Origin of the sequence: Rhizobium metallidurans (assembly GCF_014196505.1) — a bacterium.
GTDB classification, from domain to species: domain Bacteria; phylum Pseudomonadota; class Alphaproteobacteria; order Rhizobiales; family Rhizobiaceae; genus Rhizobium; species Rhizobium metallidurans.
In genome coordinates this window covers 281,894-297,950 of the sequence record NZ_JACIDW010000001.1, presented here as the reverse complement: position 1 = coordinate 297,950, position 16,057 = coordinate 281,894, and the positions used below count along the sequence as shown (strand labels likewise).

The window sequence follows — 16,057 nt, the reverse complement described above, 5'->3', positions numbered from 1 at the left end:
GAGGGGACGCCATAGCCGAAAGCCCGTTTCCGGATCGTTGAGGAGAACCGGGGCAGCCGACAAGCGCCTCGATACCAAAAAAAGGGAGAGACGATGAGATATTACCGCAACCTTGGTATTCTGGCCGGACTGGCGCTGAGCGTCTCGGTCTCGGCTGTGAGCGCCTACGCCTCCGAGCCGACGACACCGCCTGCTCCGCCGCCGTTTCCGGCGGAAGGCAAGATCAATTACGTATCGAGAGACTCCATCGAGGAGTTCAAGGCGCTTCCCTCCTATAACGAGCCGGACTGGGTGAAGAAGAACTTCGTCGACACCGGCAAGCTTCCTCCGGTCAAGGACCGTCTTCCCAAGGAGCCGCTGGTCTTCAAGACCGACAACATGGTCGATGGCACCGGCGTCTATGGCGACACACTGCGCCACGTCATCGGCGGCCGGCCCGAGGGATGGAACTACGGCGCCGGCCAGACGCAAGGCTGGGGCGGCATCGACATCGGCCTCTCCGAATGCCTGACGCGCACCGCACCGCTCTTCCAGGTTCAGGCCAAGGATACCGAACCGCTTCCGAACCTCGCCAAGAGCTGGGAATGGTCCCAGGACGGTTTCAAGCTGACGATGCGTCTTGTCGAAGGCGCGAAATGGTCGGATGGCGTCCCGTTCACCGCCGATGACGTCATGTTCTATTGGGAAGACGAGGTCATCGATCCCAATGTTTCGCCGCTCGGCGGCGGCGCTTCGCCCGAAGCCTTCGGTGAAGGAACCACGCTGAAGAAGATCGACGACTACACCGTCGAATGGACCTTCAAGCAGGCCTTCCCGAAGCAGTATCTCTACACGATGGCCTATCCGAACTTCTGCCCGGGCCCGTCGCATATCCTCAAGCCGCAGCATCCGAAATATTCGAAGAACACCTACGACCAGTTCAAGAACGCCTTCCCGCCTGAATACATGAACATGCCTGTCATGGGCGCCTGGGTGCCGGTCGAATATCGCCCCGACGACATCATCGTCATGCGCCGCAACCCCTACTACTGGAAGGTGGACGAGAAGGGCAACCAGCTGCCCTACCTCAACGAGGTGCAGTACAAGCTCTCCACCTGGGCGGACCGCGACGTGCAGGCCGTGGCAGGCTCGGGCGACATCTCGAACCTCGAGCAGCCGGAAAACTTCGTGGCCTCGCTGAAGCGCGCCGCCGAAAAGACGGCACCCGCCCGTCTCGCCTTCGGCCCGCGCCTGATCGGCTACAACATGCGCATGAACCTTTCCGGCAACGGCTGGGGCGAACCGGATGCCCGCAGCCAGGCGATCCGCGAGCTGAACCGCAACGTGGACTTCCGCAAGGCGATCACCATGGGTCTCGACCGCAAGGCGATCGGCGACTCGCTGGTCAAGGGTCCGTTCACCGCGATCTATCCTGGCGGCCTGTCCTCGGGCACCAGCTTTTACGACCGCAATTCCGTCGTCTACTATCCCTTCGACCTCAACGGCGCCAAGGCGTTACTCGAAAAGGTCGGCCTGAAGGACACCGATGGCGACGGCTTCGTGAACTTCCCGGCCGGCACGGCAGGCGGCAAGAACCTCGAGATCGTGCTCCTGGTCAACAACGGCTACGCCACCGACAAGAGCCTTGCCGAAGGCGTCGTGGGCCAGATGGAAAAGCTGGGCGTCAAGGTTATCCTCAATGCCCTAGACGGTCCGAAGCGTGACGACGCGCACTACGGCGGCCGCTTCGACTGGCTGATCCAGCGCAGCTCGCCGGAACTGGCTTCCGTGGTTCAGAACACCGAGCAGCTCGCGCCTGTTGGCCCGCGCACCAGCTGGCAGCACCGCGCCGGCAAGGACGGCAAGGTGGACCTGATGCCCTACGAGCAGCAGATGGTGGATATCGTCACCAAGTTCCAGACGAGCCAGGACAACAACGAGCGCGTCGAGCTCATGAAGCAGTACCAGAAGGTCGCGACCGAAAACGTCGATACCGTCGGGCTCACGGAATATCCGGGTGCGCTGATCATCAACAAGCGTTTCTCGAACGTCCCCCAGGGCACGCCGATCTTCATGTTCAACTGGGCTGAAGACTCCGTCATCCGCGAACGACTGTGGGTGGCTGCCGACAAGCAGGGCAAATACGAACTGTTCCCCGAACAGCTGCCCGGCAAGCCCGGCGAAAAGGGTCCGATCAACTAGGTTCTCCTCCCGAAGAAACGGACCGGCCGCGCGTGATGCGCGGCCGGGCAAGATCAACAGGCCGGCCGCACCGAAGGGCGCGACTGGCAGTAAGGAGAGACGAGCCCGATGTTACGCTTCCTGCTCGTGCGCATAGCGTCCTCTATCCCGGTCCTGATCATCCTGAGCATCGTGACCTTCGCGATCATTCAGGCTCCGCCGGGCGACTATGCCGACTACATCCGATCGCAGCTGATCAACCAGAGCGGCGCATCCTTCGAAGCCGCCGATGCGCAGGCCCAGGCCTACCGTGTCGCCAACGGCCTCGACCAGCCGATGGTGGTCCAGTATTTCGCCTGGATGAAGGGCATCATCACCGAGGGCGATTTCGGCTACAGCATGTTCTACAACAAGCCGGTCGCCGACGTCGTGGCCGAGCGCCTGCCGCGCACGCTGCTGCTCGCTCTCGTGTGTCACATTCTCGCTTCGCTTCTCGGCATCGGCTTCGGCATATGGGCTGCCACCCGGCAGTACAGCTGGATCGACAGCCTGCTCTCGGGCATCTCTTTCCTGGGCATGACGGTGCCGCGCTTCCTGATGGCGCTGATCATCGTCTACCTCCTCGTCTTCCAGTTCAACGTTTCGGAGATCGGCAGTTTCTTCTCGCCGCAATATGGCGGCGCGCCGTGGTCCTGGGACAAATTCGTCAACCTCGTCAGCCACGTCTGGCCGGTTGTCGCCATCGCCACCTTCGGCGGGCTTGCCTACAACATGCGCGTGATGCGCGGCAACCTGCTCGATACGCTGAACGCCCAGTATGTCGAGACGGCCCGCGCCAAGGGGCTTTCGGGCAGCGCGGTCGTGATGCGCCATGCCGTGCCGAACGCGCTCCATCCGCTCGTCATGTACCAGGGTGTCGTGCTTCCCTACATGCTGACCGGCGAAATCGAAACGGCGATCATCTTCTCGCTGCCGACCGTCGGCCCCGCCATCGTTGGCTCCATGGCGATCGGCGACGTTTATGTCACCGCCACCTTCATGATGGTTCTTTCGGCAACGCTGATCGTCGGCAACATCATCGCCGACATGCTGCTTGCCATGCTGGACCCGCGCGTCCGCCAGTACGGAGGAGCCTGATATGCTCGCCTTCGATTCCGCTCCCCCGCCGCCGCACGAAGAAACCGTCAAAGGCCAGCAGAACGGCAATGAAAGCTATTTGTCGCTGGTCTGGCGTCGGCTCCGCCGGTCCTGGACCGGCATGATGGGCCTCGTTCTCGTCGGACTGTTGCTCCTGATGGCCGTCTTCGCCGACTTCTTCGCGCCGATGGACCCCAAGGCCACCGATACCGGCTTCGCGCCGCCACAGATGGTGAGCTTCCGCGACAAGGAGGGCAGTCTCACCTATCCGCCGCGCGTCTATGCGCTGGGCGAATCCGAGGAGCTCGACCCGGTCACGTTCCAGCCGATCGTCGGCCCCGATTACGACAATCCGCGCATGCTCGGCTTCTTCGTGAAGGGGGCGGACTACAAGCTTTTCGGCCTGATCCCGGCGAACCGTCACTTCTTCGGCTCGGTCGATGGCCAGCCGGTGCATTTCCTCGGTACCGACAAGTTCGGCCGCGACGTTCTCTCCCGCGCCATCATCGGCTCGCGCATCTCGCTCACCATCGCGCTGACCGTCGTCTTCATCGTCACCGTCATCGGCACCACGGTCGGCATGGTTTCCGGCTATTTCGGCGGCGCCTTCGATGCCTGGGTGCAGCGCTTCGTGGAGATCGTCCTCGCCTTTCCGCAACTGCCGCTCTACCTGGCGCTGACCTCGCTGATCCCGGTGACGGCGCCGACCAACGTGTTCCTCGCCTTCGTCATCGTCGTCATGTCGGCGCTCGGCTGGGCGCAGATGTCGCGCGAAGTGCGCGGCAAGACGCTGGCGCTCGCCCGCATCGACTATGTGCGCGCGGCGATGGCCGTCGGCGCGACCGACCGGCGCATCATCTTCCAGCACATCTTCCCGAACGTGATGAGCCACGTCATCGTCGCCGTCACGCTGCATATCCCGAGCGTCGTGCTGCTCGAATCCTTCCTCGGCTTTCTTGGCTTCGCCGTGAAGCCGCCGCTGATTTCCTGGGGGCTGATGCTGCAGGACACCGCCAATTATTCGGTGATCGGCACATACCCGTGGATTCTTGCCCCCGTTGGCTTCGTGCTCGTCACCGTATTCGCGTTCAACGCGCTCGGCGACGGCCTGCGCGACGCGGTCGATCCCTATTGAGTGAGGTGAAGAACATGGCTCTCGCACTCGTCAACTCGTTTGCCCCGCCCGTCCGCCTCGACCACGATGCGCACAAGGAAAGCCCCGTCATCGACGCCCGCAACATCGGCGTGAACTTCAAGGTCGAGCATGGCACCGTGGAAGCGGTGAAGGATATCTCCTTCCAGCTCTACCGCGGGGAAACGATCGCCATCGTCGGTGAATCCGGCTCGGGCAAGTCCGTGACGGCCCGCACCGTCATGGGGCTCCTGTCGAAGCGCGCCGTCGTCGCGCCGAAATCGACCGTCGACTATGACGGCGCCAATATCCTGAAATATCCCGAGCGCGAGCGCCGCAAGCTGCGCGGCGACCGTATCTCGATGATCTTCCAGGAGCCGATGAGCTCGCTGAACCCGATCTACACGATCGGCAGCCAGATCGTCGAAGCCATCCGTGTCCATCAGAAGATGAGCAAGAAGCAGGCTCTGGCCAGGGCGCTCGAACTTCTGAAGCAGGTACAGATCCCAGATCCGGAAGCGCGCCTCAAGCAGTATCCGCACCAGCTTTCCGGCGGCCAGCGCCAGCGCGTGATGATCGCCATGGCGCTTTCCAACAACCCGGACGTCCTGATCGCCGACGAGCCGACCACCGCGCTCGACGTGACGGTCCAGGCACAGATCCTCAATCTCATCCGCAATTTGCAGCAAGAGAGGCGGATGGCGGTGATCCTGATCACCCACGACCTGACGGTGGTGCGCCAGTTCTCCGACTACGTCTATGTGATGCAGCACGGAGAAATGCGCGAGCACAACACGACGGAAAAGCTCTTCGCCAATCCGCAGCACAGCTATACCAAGCATCTGCTGAGCTCGGAGCCGCGCGGTCAGGCAAACCCGCTGCCCGAGGGATCAGAAATCATCCTCGACGCCAAGGGCGTGCGCGTCTCCTTCATGATGCGGCACGGCACCTTCTTCAAGCCGGAGCTGAAGGAGCTCGTTGCCGTCGACAGCCTCGGGCTGACGCTGCGCAAGCATGAGACGCTGGGGCTCGTCGGCGAATCCGGTTCAGGCAAGACGACCTTTGGGCAGGCACTGCTCAGGTTGAACGACGCCGAGAATGGCGAGATCTATTTCGACCGCCAGCCGATCCACGGCAAGTCGCGCACCGAGATGCGGCCGCTGCGCTCGCGCATGCAGATCGTCTTCCAGGACCCGTTCTCATCGCTCAACCCGCGCATGACGATCGGCCAGATCATCGAGGAAGGGCTTGTGGTCAACAAGCTCGGCGCGACCAAGGCCGAGCGGCTGGACCGCGTGCGCGAAGCACTGATTTCAGCTGGCATGCCGGGCAATATCCTGTCGCGCTTTCCGCACGAATTCTCGGGCGGCCAGCGCCAGCGTATCGCCATTGCGCGCGCCATCGCGCTCGAGCCCGAATTCATCCTGCTCGATGAGCCGACATCGGCGCTCGACCTCTCGGTCCAGGCGCAGATCATCGAGCTCCTGCGCAAGCTGCAGGATGAACGCGGCCTCAGCTACCTCTTCATTTCGCACGATCTGAAGGTCGTGCGTGCCCTCTGCCACCGGGTGATCGTCATGCAGCATGGCAAGATCATGGAAGAGGGACCCGTCAACGAAGTTCTCACCAATCCCAAGACCGCCTACACCGAACGGCTCGTCAAAGCCGCTTTCGAAGTAGCCTGATTGCCAATGCCGGAGGATATTATGGCAAGAAACCCCAAGATCACCTTCATCGGAGCTGGTTCCACCGTCTTCATGAAGAACATCATCGGCGACGTGCTGCAGCGGCCCGCGCTGTCGGGCGCGACCATCGCCCTGATGGACATAAACCCGCAGCGCCTGGAAGAAAGCGCCATCGTCGTCAACAAGCTGATCTCGACGCTGGGCGTAAAGGCCAAGGCCGAGACCTATTCCGACCAGCGCAAGGCGCTTGATGGCGCCGACTTCGTGGTGGTCGCCTTCCAGATCGGCGGCTATGAGCCCTGCACGGTGACCGACTTCGACATTCCCAAGAAATTCGGCCTGCGCCAGACGATCGCCGACACGCTCGGCGTCGGCGGCATCATGCGCGGCCTGCGCACCGTACCGCACCTGTGGAAGATCTGCGAGGACATGCTCGCGGTCTGCCCGGAAGCGATCATGCTGCAATACGTCAACCCGATGGCGATCAACACCTGGGCGATCGCCGAGAAATATCCCACCATCAAGCAGGTCGGCCTTTGCCACTCGGTGCAGGGGACCGCGATGGAGCTCGCGCACGATCTCGATATCCCCTACGAGGACATCCGCTACCGCTCGGCCGGCATCAACCACATGGCCTTCTACCTGAAGTTCGAGCATCGTCAGCCCGACGGTTCCTACAAGGACCTCTATCCGGATCTCGTGCGTGCCTACCGCGAGGGACGTGCGCCGAAGCCGGGCTGGAACCCGCGCTGCCCGAACAAGGTGCGCTACGAGATGCTGACCCGCCTCGGCTATTTCGTCACCGAAAGCTCCGAGCACTTCGCCGAGTACACGCCCTACTTCATCAAGGAGGGCCGCGAGGATCTGATCGAGAAGTTCGGCATTCCGCTCGACGAATATCCGAAGCGCTGCATCGAGCAGATCGAGCGCTGGAAAGGCCAGGCGGAAGCCTATCGCTCGGCCGACAAGATCGAGGTCAAGCAGTCGAAGGAATATGCCTCCTCGATCATCAATTCGGTCTGGACCGGCGAACCATCGGTCATCTACGGCAACGTCCGCAACAACGGCTGCATCACCTCGCTGCCTTACAATTGCGCCGCCGAAGTGCCTTGCCTCGTCGATGCATCCGGCATCCAGCCGACCTTCGTCGGCGATCTGCCGCCGCAGCTGACCGCGCTGATACGCACCAACATCAACGTGCAGGAGCTCACCGTTCAGGCGCTGATGACGGAGAACCGCGAGCACATCTACCACGCCGCGATGATGGACCCGCACACGGCGGCCGAACTCGACCTCGACCAGATCTGGGCGATGGCGGACGAACTCTTGGCCGCGCACGGCGACTGGCTGCCGGCATGGGCGCGCACCGCGCGCAAGGTTCAGGCCGCCTGACCAACTCTCTCCCGGTCACGGCCTCAAGAAGTCCCGCGGCTCAGCTGCGGGGCTTTTTTCATACGTGCATGGCCTGAACGCCGCGCGAAACCCCCGCGCCAGCGAATAATTGCATTTTTCGCAATTCAATCTCAATTATTGTTTCAATTGTGGCTGAGCGTAAATCCCGGCATTACTGCGTCATCAGAACAACACGCCGCCCCGCTAGACGGCAGCGGCCGAGGTCGCAGGAGCAGACATGATAAACAACGAACTTTCCATTTCCCGGCGTGGTGTCCTGCTTTCAGGAGCGGCCATCGCCACCGCGATAGCCCTTCCCGCGACCTCCGCTTTTTCCGCAGACCAAATTTCCACAACCACTCACTTCAAGAAGGATATGACCATGAGCACTGTAACCACCAAGGACGGCGTCGAAATCTTCTACAAGGACTGGGGTTCGAAGGACGCACAGCCGATTGTCTTCCACCACGGCTGGCCGCTGTCTTCCGACGATTGGGATGCCCAGATGTTGTTCTTCCTCTCGAAGGGCTATCGCGTCGTCGCTCATGACCGCCGCGGCCACGGTCGCTCCGCCCAGGTCGCCGACGGCCATGACATGGATCACTACGCAGCCGACGCTTTCGCCGTCGTCGAAGCGCTGGACCTGAAGAACGCCGTTCATGTCGGTCATTCCACCGGCGGTGGCGAAGTCGCCCGCTATGTCGCCAAGTTCGGCCAGCCCTCCGGGCGTGTTGCCAAGGCTGTGCTCGTCTCCGCCGTTCCGCCGCTGATGCTGAAGACCGAGAGCAACCCGGAAGGCCTGCCGATCGAAGTGTTCGATGGCTTCCGCGCGGCACTGGCCGCCAACCGGGCGCAGTTCTTCCGCGACGTTCCGGCCGGTCCGTTCTATGGCTTCAACCGGGATGGCGCCAATGTTCAGGAAGGGGTCATCCAGAATTGGTGGCGCCAGGGCATGATGGGCGGCGCCAAGGCGCATTACGACGGCATCAAGGCCTTCTCCGAGACGGACCAGACGGACGACCTGAAGGCGATCACCGTTCCGACGCTTGTCCTGCACGGCGAAGACGACCAGATCGTTCCGATCGCGGATTCCGCGCTGAAGTCGGCCAAGCTTCTGAAGAACGGTTCGCTCAAGACCTATCCGGGCTTCTCGCACGGCATGCTGACCGTCAACGCCGACGTCCTCAATGCCGACCTGCTGGCTTTCGTCCAGTCCTGATAAAAGTCCCGGCCGCGGCGAGCATTCGCCGCGGCCGCCAGTACGAACACTTGCCGCAAGGCGGATTGATAAGATGATGCAGCTTACGCCCGAACTGGTCGCCCTGACCATCAGAGACGTCCGCGATGACGGCCCGGAACCAGGCTGGACACCGATATCGGAAGCGGAGATCGATCATCTGGTCGAGGCGATCGAAAGCGAGGCTGGCGGCGAGCTGATCTGGGTGTTCGCCTACGGGTCATTGATCTGGAACCCGGAATTTGAGGCAGCAGGGCGCCAGCGCGCCACCGCCTATGGATGGCATCGGTCCTTCTCCCTCAAGATCGAGCGTTGGCGCGCCACCACCGCCCAGCCCGGCCTGATGCTGGCGCTCGAGCGCGGCGGCCAGTGTGACGGTGTCGTGTTTTTGTTGTCGGAGGAGCGGCGGCGCCAGGATCTGCGGTCCCTCATCGCCCGCGAGATCAAGTACCGGGAGGTCATGGACATGGTCCGTTGGCTGCCGGTGAAGACACCCAATGGCATGCGCAAGGCCTTGACCTTCTGGGCAGGCGGCAAGCGGGCCGGACTGACGAAGCTGGTGCCGCTCGACGAAGCTGCATCGCTTATCGCCGGCGCCTGCGGAGAGGGCGGCTCCTGCGCTCAGTATTTGCGCAATACGATCGTGGACCTTCAGGCGGAGGGAATTCGCGATCGCAATCTTTGGCGTCTGCAGGCGCTGGTGGCGGCCGAGATAAGCGCGCGTCAAAGCGATGCGCCACGTTTTCACGAAGGCCGGTTGGCCAACGGCTGAAACGCTGTCGGTGGTCTTTTGGCCAGCGGACAGGAAGACATGGTCCTCCCGATGAAGGGCGGTTCTTGCTGATTGCCGTGCAAATTGAGTCATGGCATTCATTCGGAACTTCCGGTATATATTAACAATCACTAAACAACGTGGATTGTGTTCCTTGAGGGAGGGCGCGATGGGGATGTTTGCGACCATTTCGGCGGTGATCTCGAGCGCCGGGTCCGGCCACTCTGGCGGCCGGCTGCATACGCCGGCCCTTGTCATCGTCACTGCCATCTCGGCAATATGCGTCCTTCCAGACCTGGCCGGCGCCCAGCAGCCGACCGATGCACAGCGCAATGCTATTCGTTCGGCCTGCCGGGCGGATTTCATCGCCCAATGTTCCGGAGTAACGCCGGGCGGCATGGAGGCTTTGAGCTGTCTTCAGAAGCATGACGCCTCGCTTTCCAAGCCCTGCCGCGATGCCATCTCGGCGGTGGAGGGGACGAAGAAGAGCTCCAACGATACGGCGCCTGCCCAAGCCCCCAGCGCACAGCAAACGACCGCTGCAACGCCGCCCGCCGCGCCGGGACAGGCTGGCCAGCCCACCGCCGCGCAGCGCGATGCGGTCAAATCGTCGTACCGGTCAGATTTCATCGCCCAATGCCCCGGGGTGACGCCCGGCGGCGCGCAGGCGCTTGCCTGTCTGCAGCAGCACAACGCAACGCTCTCGCCATCCTGTCAGGCGGCGATCGGCGCGATCGGCGGAGCCGGGCCTTCCACGGCGGCAGGCGCCGGTGGCGCGGCGAGGGGTGCCGCGCCTGCGGTGCCAATGGCCTCATTCACGCCACGCGAGGAACTCATCGTCATGCGTCGCACGTGCGGACCGGATTTCCGCGCCCTTTGCCATGCGGTCCCGCTTGGCGGGGGACGCGGTGTTGCCTGCTTGCGGGATAATTTCGCGCGGCTTTCGCCGCCATGTCAGCGGGTGTTGAGCAACGGCCTGTAGCCGCTTGCAGCCATTGATATCCCATTGAGTGGCGGCAACGTGCGCCCGCGCGGGCAGAATGCAAGCCTGCAAAGCGATCGCCGACCGGCCGCAAGCGATCATTGCTTGCCGCGTGGCTCGTCCGCCTCGTCGACGATCGAGGGGAGGTAGGATTGAACCTCTGCCCTTTCCCTTTCAGGCAAGGGTACGATCTTGGTCTGCCAAAATCGCTCGGCTTCCGGCGTATCCTTGTCCCAGGCGCGAACCGAGGCCTTGTTGTCGTCGAACGCCGCCAGTCGGCGCCCGCCAAGGTGGCGATATTCATCGGCTGTCTGCTTGGCGCGATTTTGCATGATCGTCTCCTATTCCAGAACCCGACGGCAAAGCGCCCTGAACCAGGAGCGCCTTGCCACAGGAGAATCTCGGGTAGGGTTTATTCCCGAGACATGGGCTTAACGGACGCCCGGGCCTGTTGTTCCGCAAGTGCCGCGTCCACGGCCGAGAACGGCTCCGCGAGGTTGCGACGGTCGCGCTCGGTTTTTGCCCGGCACGGCGGTAGATGCCGTCGTCGGATTGGATTGCCCCGTCCGCGAAGTGTGAACGGTGGACGCCGCCGGTAACGTTCTCCGGACCTCGTTGCCTTGAGGCGGAATGCCCGGAAGGCCGTGTCGGGCGCCGGAGGCGTCACACTTGCACGGATATAATCGTGTCGACCGAGACCGTTCCCTCGACGATACCTCTCCGCAGACCAGCGCGTCCGTGTTCGATTTCGATCACGGTATAGAGCTTGTCGTCCCTGAAGGCGCTGGCATTGACTGTCGTGACGTCATCGGCCGGCGCGGCATCGACTTCCATGAAGTCCAGTTCCTTGGAAGCAGCGACAATGCGCGCATCTCCGGAGGTCCGCGCAGCCACGATCAGCGTGCCGTGTCCGGGCGCGTTATCCCAGCGCGGGTCGTCGGGTGCGGCCAGAGGTTCCAGCCGATAGATATTTAGTCTTTCACCAGCGCCGACATCGCTGGCGCCGGCCTGGGCCGCATCGTCCATCTGGGCCTGGCTTTCCACGGATTTTCCAAATGTGTTGGATGTCGTGGCATTGTTGACGGCGTTTTCACCGTTCCTGACGACGTTCGACATGACTTGTGGTCCTCCTGTTCATTCATGAAGAACGAATGGAGGCCGACGTCGTTCCGCTGAGGAGGTCGGGTTCGCCGCCGAAAGCAGGGCGCAACCAGAGCACGGCCATCGCCATCCGATCGCCAGCGCCGCGGTTTGGCGCTATGTCTTCTCAGCTCTGGCGTTCTCCCCTTAGTTCCGACACATCCACCTTGCTGGCGCGGCCTTTGAGCTGTACGGGCCCGAGCGAGCGCAAGTCGAAATGATCGGCGGTCGCATCCCTCACCGGCCCGCTGACGAGGATGGACGTATCGAACTCCTTGTTCAGTCCTTCGAGCCGCGATGCGACGTTTATCGTGTCACCCATCGCGGTGTATTGTTGACGAGAAGCCGCGCCGAAGCTTCCGACGACGGCCGGTCCGGTATGCAATCCAAAGCGTGTGAACAGGACAGGACGCCCGCTCTGGCGATTGGTGGCGTTCATCGCGTCAACGGCGGCCTTCATCGCGAGCGCGCATCGGCAGCCCTGTTGCACGTGGTCGATGGCTTCTACCGGGGCGTTCCACATGACGAAAATGGAATCGCCCAGATATTGAACGACCGTTCCTCCATGCTGTTCAGCGATATTGTTCAGCAGTTCGAAATAGTCCGACAGCGATTCCACCACCTCCTCGGGTGTGTGCTGTTCGGAGATGGCCGTGAAGTCGCGGATATCGCTGAACAGCACGGTGACATCCTGTCTCTTCGCCTTGGCGATCCCCTGTCCGTTCGGGTTGACGATCCGCCGAACGACCTCGCGCGGCACGTAAAGCGCGAACTGGCCGATGGCATGGCGGCTCGCCGCAAGGGCGGTCGCCAGCGTGTTGATCTCGGTGATCCAGGAATGCGACATACCCTTTTCACGAATATCGAGATCGCCGATCCTGCGCGCCTCCTGTGCCAGCTGGTCGAGAGAACGGCTGACCATGCGCGACAGGAGCACGGAAGCAATCACGCCGGCGATGACAAAGCCTGCGGCGACAAGGAGGTTGCGCATCAATAGTTGGTTTGCCCGCGCCACCAGATCCGAGAGTGGAACGACGATTACCGCCTCGCTTCCGGCAAAGAGACCTGAAACGCTGATCGGCGCGATCTGCACGAGATAGCGCTCGCCATCGAGGTCCAGTCTCGCGAAGCCGCCGGCAGCGAAGGCGGGGTCCCGCCGTAGCCTGTTGACCGTTGCAAGGCTTGTATCAAAGTTGCGATCTGTCGCTTCGATACCCCCTGTGTTTCTCGACCATAGATCCACCAGCTTGCTCATGACTTCAGGATCGGAATGAGCCACCAGATAGTCCGCCCCATCAATGATATAGGCGCGGGCGCGGGGTGAAATCTCATGTGCGTCCAGAAGGCCGCTGATCGTTCTCAGGTGGATATTGATGCCGACAACGACGTTGCCGTTGCCTTGCATCGGCGCGGCAATCGTCAACGTCGGCGCCTTCAGCGTTCCCGTGACATAAGGCCCGACCGAGACTGCCTTGCCGTCCTGAACCACCGCCCGATACCATGGGCGGTCACGCGGATCGAAGGATGTGTCTCTTATGGCACGCTCCTCGACCACGCCTGTGCGGGCGTCGAGAAAGCGCAGCGTTGATATCACATCGGGCCCGTCCCGGCGCGCGATCGTGCGGATCGCGAAGGCCGCCTCCTTGGGCGCCGACAATACCTGCCGCACCTCCTCGCGCACGATACTGATCACCTGCAGATAGGAGCCGTCGGGATATCCGGCGTAGACGCTTGTCGCGTCGGGAACGTTGCGCAGGATCTCCATAAACAGCTTCTCTTTGCTCTCCATGTCCTCGGGAGGCGTCGAGACGAGTTGCGGCATGGTTGAGGCCAGCGCGACAGCTTCGTCGGCTTGCCGCAAGGTCGTGCGGTACCCGTCGATCAAGCGCAGGCTCATCTGGCGCATCTGCTGCGCGCCGGCTGTCACGGCGGCATCGGTGCCCTGACTGAAGGCCATCCAGATGATCGGCATTGACGTGCAAAGCAAAGACGCCACGACGAGGACGCCGAGATGCAGCCTCAGCGGCCGCGACCAGCCGATAACGTTCCTGGAGATGTTACCGCCTGCCATCGCGCTTCTCCCCGCCACGCTGCCTTGTCGATATCATACGATGTTGCGGCAGGGACCGGCTACAGAGACTGCGGCTCATCAGCTGGCGATGTGGTTGCAGGCCAAGGAGGATCACTGCGGCTTCAAGTCGTAGACCTGATTGGAGTCTCTGAGGTCCTGGAGCGTCTTGCCGACGCAATTTCCGCCGCCTTCGCCACCGACGGCCTTGGCTCGGCCATCCAGCGAGATCGTGCCGGCGATGCGATCGGAGGCGACGTAAGTCGCGACGCCGGCGTCCGTGACCCTGGAGAGGTAGAAGGCGTGCGTCGTGTCCTTCTGCTTGCAATGGATGATCATCGGGAAGCTTTCGAACGGGTCGTCGGCAGCGTAAGCCGCCCGTTCACCGCCGAGATTGAGTGGGGCGACGGAGGCGGCCATCATCGCCAAGGCCGGCCAGAGCCGTTTGGTTGCACGCCGGGATGCGATATGTGTCATCGAGACCTCCTGTTGTCAGCGGTTAACGTCGTTCGCGATCCGCCGTGGCGTTGCCGCGATCCGGTTTAAAGCGCGAGCGCGGCGAGCGCGTCCCTGTCCAGCAATTGCACGCATCGCTGCAGCTTGCCCTTAAGGCGGATGATCCGCCTCTCTCGCAGCTTGGTGAAGGAGCGCGCCACCGTTTCGATCGTGAGGCCAAGATAGTCGGCGACATCGCTGCGGCACATCATCAGGTCGAATTCGCTTTCGCCGGGATGACGCTCGGCCATTTCCTGGATGAAGACCGCGACACGCTTCAAGGCGCTCTGCTCGATCATCGCCATCTGCCGCGACTGTGCCTTGGCAAGATTGGCAAGTGCGATGTTGAGGAGGTTGTTCGTGAACGTGCTGCTGCCGGTGGTCGCGAAGGGGCGTATCCGTGCCTCGCACACAGCCTCGGCGAAGTCGGCGCGCCGATCGCCCTGTTCGAGGCCGAACCAGTCGCCCTTCACGCAAAAGGACAATATGTGCCTGTGCCCATCCGGCATCAGCCGATAGATCCGGATCGCGCCGGCTTCCACCTGGTAGAAGGCAAGCACTTTCTGGCCCTCGCTGTAGATCGTCTGATCCTGCTTCAGCCGGATCGTCTGGTCGGCGCGGGCGGCAGGTTCGAAGGCGCGCGGACGCGTGGGAACTTGGATAGGCTCCTGTCGCAGATCGTGAACGTGCAACATCGTATCTCCCTCCGTTCCCTGGAAGAATAGGCAAGTCCCGCGACGCGGCACATTCGAAATTCCCCTTACGTAGTCCTACGGAAGCTCTCTTCGCGCGGGCGGTGTATAACGCCCAAGCCCCACAGAACGACCGGGTCTTTCCGCAGGAGGGATCGATGGCATCGAGCGACGGCGAAGACCGCGACGCCGAACAGAACCGTGCCGAGATCATCGAACAGCTCGAGCGGATATTGAAAAGTCGCGAGTTCCAGGCGCCGGATCGGGGGCGTCGCTTCCTGCGCCATATTGTCGAGGAGGCGATCGGCGGACGAAGCGAGTGGTTGACCGCCTATAATATCGCGCAGGCCGTTTTTGGCCGGGGCCCGGACTTCGACGCGCAGAGCGATCCCGTCGTGCGGATCGAGGCCGGCCGCATCCGCCGCGCGCTGGAGCGCTATTACCTCGTCAGCGGAAGCGGCGATCCCGTTCATATCACCATTCCCAAAGGACATTACGCGCCGCATTTCGAGCGAAGAGCCGGGGTCGGCGAATCGGCAAATGGGCCTGCCGCCCGCTCGGGCGAGACGAGCGCAACGGCGCAGCCACGGCGGGGCGAACGCAAGCTTTCCTATCGGGATCTGCTGGTGCCGGTCGGTGTTCCCGCCATCTTCGCGGTGCTGGCCATGTTGGCTCTTATCCGTCCGCTCGAGGAATACCTCACGCCGGCGCCTAGCCGGCCTGCAGCAACCGAGGACCAGGCGGGCGGTGCGCGGATCGTCGTCGAGCCGCTCGCCACCCTCGGGGCTCCATCGGGCGGGGCGGAAATCGCCAGAGGCCTGAATGACCAGATCATCTCGCAGCTCACGAAGCTTGATGGCGTCGTGGTCCTGACCCCCGCCGGCTCATCTCCAGCGGCGACAACAGGGAGCGCGGTGTTCGCGTTGCAGGGCAACGTCACCTTCGAGGACGATGCCCTTCACGTGCAGTTGCGGTTGATCCGCCGCGCTGACGGTCGCGTGATTTGGGCGAAGCGGTTCGACCACGACACGACGGGTAAAACCGCCTTCGATCTCCAGGATGCGATCGGGACACGTGTCGTCAAGGAGATTTCGGCGATCAGCGAAATCAGGGACGCGTCGCGACCGCGCTAGCGACCTCATACGAGGAAGCCCGGCGCTCGGGG

Annotated in this window: 14 protein-coding genes; 9 read left to right on the top strand and 5 right to left on the bottom strand. The window is 62.5% G+C overall.

Annotated elements, in window-relative coordinates; all coding sequences use genetic code 11:
• Positions 1-93: 93 nt before the first annotated feature.
• From GGQ67_RS01365 to GGQ67_RS01330, 8 genes are all read left to right on the top strand, one after another.
• Positions 94-2,181, top strand: coding sequence for an ABC transporter substrate-binding protein (locus tag GGQ67_RS01365; RefSeq protein WP_183898380.1), 2,088 nt, complete (start codon positions 94-96; stop codon positions 2,179-2,181).
• 108 nt (positions 2,182-2,289) lie between these two features.
• Positions 2,290-3,297: an ABC transporter permease gene (locus GGQ67_RS01360; RefSeq protein ID WP_183898379.1), complete on the top strand. Its 1,008-nt coding sequence runs from the start codon at positions 2,290-2,292 to the stop codon at positions 3,295-3,297.
• A gap of 1 nt (position 3,298) precedes the next feature.
• Positions 3,299-4,432, top strand: coding sequence for an ABC transporter permease (locus tag GGQ67_RS01355; RefSeq protein WP_183898378.1), 1,134 nt, complete (start codon positions 3,299-3,301; stop codon positions 4,430-4,432).
• A gap of 14 nt (positions 4,433-4,446) precedes the next feature.
• Positions 4,447-6,114, top strand: a complete 1,668-nt coding sequence (locus GGQ67_RS01350) for an ABC transporter ATP-binding protein (protein ID WP_183898377.1) — start codon at positions 4,447-4,449, stop codon at positions 6,112-6,114.
• Between the two features lie 21 nt (positions 6,115-6,135).
• Entirely contained in the window at positions 6,136-7,506 is a 1,371-nt protein-coding gene (gene melA, locus GGQ67_RS01345) for an alpha-glucosidase/alpha-galactosidase (RefSeq protein WP_183898376.1), read from the top strand.
• 382 nt (positions 7,507-7,888) lie between these two features.
• Complete coding sequence (locus tag GGQ67_RS01340) at positions 7,889-8,725, top strand: alpha/beta fold hydrolase (RefSeq protein WP_425503743.1); 837 nt, start codon at positions 7,889-7,891, stop codon at positions 8,723-8,725.
• A gap of 76 nt (positions 8,726-8,801) precedes the next feature.
• Positions 8,802-9,515, top strand: coding sequence for a gamma-glutamylcyclotransferase (locus GGQ67_RS01335; RefSeq protein WP_183898854.1), 714 nt, complete (start codon positions 8,802-8,804; stop codon positions 9,513-9,515).
• 175 nt (positions 9,516-9,690) lie between these two features.
• Positions 9,691-10,497: a hypothetical protein gene (locus tag GGQ67_RS01330; protein WP_246400061.1), complete on the top strand. Its 807-nt coding sequence runs from the start codon at positions 9,691-9,693 to the stop codon at positions 10,495-10,497.
• Between the two features lie 98 nt (positions 10,498-10,595).
• On the opposite strand, the gene GGQ67_RS01325 is transcribed toward GGQ67_RS01330, so the two are convergent.
• The 5 genes from GGQ67_RS01325 to GGQ67_RS01305 all read right to left on the bottom strand — a co-directional run bounded on the left by GGQ67_RS01325 (position 10,596) and on the right by GGQ67_RS01305 (position 14,895).
• Positions 10,596-10,829 (bottom strand): hypothetical protein, encoded by a 234-nt coding sequence (locus tag GGQ67_RS01325; protein WP_183898374.1) that lies wholly within the window; start codon positions 10,827-10,829, stop codon positions 10,596-10,598.
• 331 nt (positions 10,830-11,160) lie between these two features.
• Complete coding sequence (locus tag GGQ67_RS01320; RefSeq protein ID WP_183898373.1) at positions 11,161-11,613, bottom strand: hypothetical protein; 453 nt, start codon at positions 11,611-11,613, stop codon at positions 11,161-11,163.
• 151 nt (positions 11,614-11,764) lie between these two features.
• On the bottom strand, positions 11,765-13,708 hold the full coding sequence (locus GGQ67_RS01315; protein WP_210279491.1) for an adenylate/guanylate cyclase domain-containing protein: 1,944 nt from the start codon (positions 13,706-13,708) through the stop codon (positions 11,765-11,767).
• A 111-nt stretch (positions 13,709-13,819) separates the two neighbouring features.
• Complete coding sequence (locus tag GGQ67_RS01310) at positions 13,820-14,182, bottom strand: hypothetical protein (RefSeq protein WP_183898372.1); 363 nt, start codon at positions 14,180-14,182, stop codon at positions 13,820-13,822.
• 65 nt (positions 14,183-14,247) lie between these two features.
• On the bottom strand, positions 14,248-14,895 hold the full coding sequence (locus GGQ67_RS01305) for a helix-turn-helix domain-containing protein (RefSeq protein ID WP_183898371.1): 648 nt from the start codon (positions 14,893-14,895) through the stop codon (positions 14,248-14,250).
• 155 nt (positions 14,896-15,050) lie between these two features.
• On the opposite strand from GGQ67_RS01305, the gene GGQ67_RS01300 reads away from it, so the two are divergent.
• Complete coding sequence (locus GGQ67_RS01300) at positions 15,051-16,025, top strand: hypothetical protein (protein WP_183898370.1); 975 nt, start codon at positions 15,051-15,053, stop codon at positions 16,023-16,025.
• Positions 16,026-16,057: the final 32 nt, after the last annotated feature.

Bases quoted from the DNA above. Each gene is read 5' to 3' on its own strand.
- GGQ67_RS01365 (WP_183898380.1), top strand. From the start codon at position 94: ATGAGATATTACCGCAACCTTGGTATTCTGGCCGGACTGGCGCTGAGC.
- GGQ67_RS01360 (WP_183898379.1), top strand. From the start codon at position 2,290: ATGTTACGCTTCCTGCTCGTGCGCATAGCGTCCTCTATCCCGGTCCTG.
- GGQ67_RS01355 (WP_183898378.1), top strand. From the start codon at position 3,299: ATGCTCGCCTTCGATTCCGCTCCCCCGCCGCCGCACGAAGAAACCGTC.
- GGQ67_RS01350 (WP_183898377.1), top strand. From the start codon at position 4,447: ATGGCTCTCGCACTCGTCAACTCGTTTGCCCCGCCCGTCCGCCTCGAC.
- melA (WP_183898376.1), top strand. From the start codon at position 6,136: ATGGCAAGAAACCCCAAGATCACCTTCATCGGAGCTGGTTCCACCGTC.
- GGQ67_RS01340 (WP_425503743.1), top strand. From the start codon at position 7,889: ATGAGCACTGTAACCACCAAGGACGGCGTCGAAATCTTCTACAAGGAC.
- GGQ67_RS01335 (WP_183898854.1), top strand. From the start codon at position 8,802: ATGCAGCTTACGCCCGAACTGGTCGCCCTGACCATCAGAGACGTCCGC.
- GGQ67_RS01330 (WP_246400061.1), top strand. From the start codon at position 9,691: ATGTTTGCGACCATTTCGGCGGTGATCTCGAGCGCCGGGTCCGGCCAC.
- GGQ67_RS01325 (WP_183898374.1), bottom strand. From the start codon at position 10,829: ATGCAAAATCGCGCCAAGCAGACAGCCGATGAATATCGCCACCTTGGC.
- GGQ67_RS01320 (WP_183898373.1), bottom strand. From the start codon at position 11,613: ATGTCGAACGTCGTCAGGAACGGTGAAAACGCCGTCAACAATGCCACG.
- GGQ67_RS01315 (WP_210279491.1), bottom strand. From the start codon at position 13,708: ATGGCAGGCGGTAACATCTCCAGGAACGTTATCGGCTGGTCGCGGCCG.
- GGQ67_RS01310 (WP_183898372.1), bottom strand. From the start codon at position 14,182: ATGACACATATCGCATCCCGGCGTGCAACCAAACGGCTCTGGCCGGCC.
- GGQ67_RS01305 (WP_183898371.1), bottom strand. From the start codon at position 14,895: ATGTTGCACGTTCACGATCTGCGACAGGAGCCTATCCAAGTTCCCACG.
- GGQ67_RS01300 (WP_183898370.1), top strand. From the start codon at position 15,051: ATGGCATCGAGCGACGGCGAAGACCGCGACGCCGAACAGAACCGTGCC.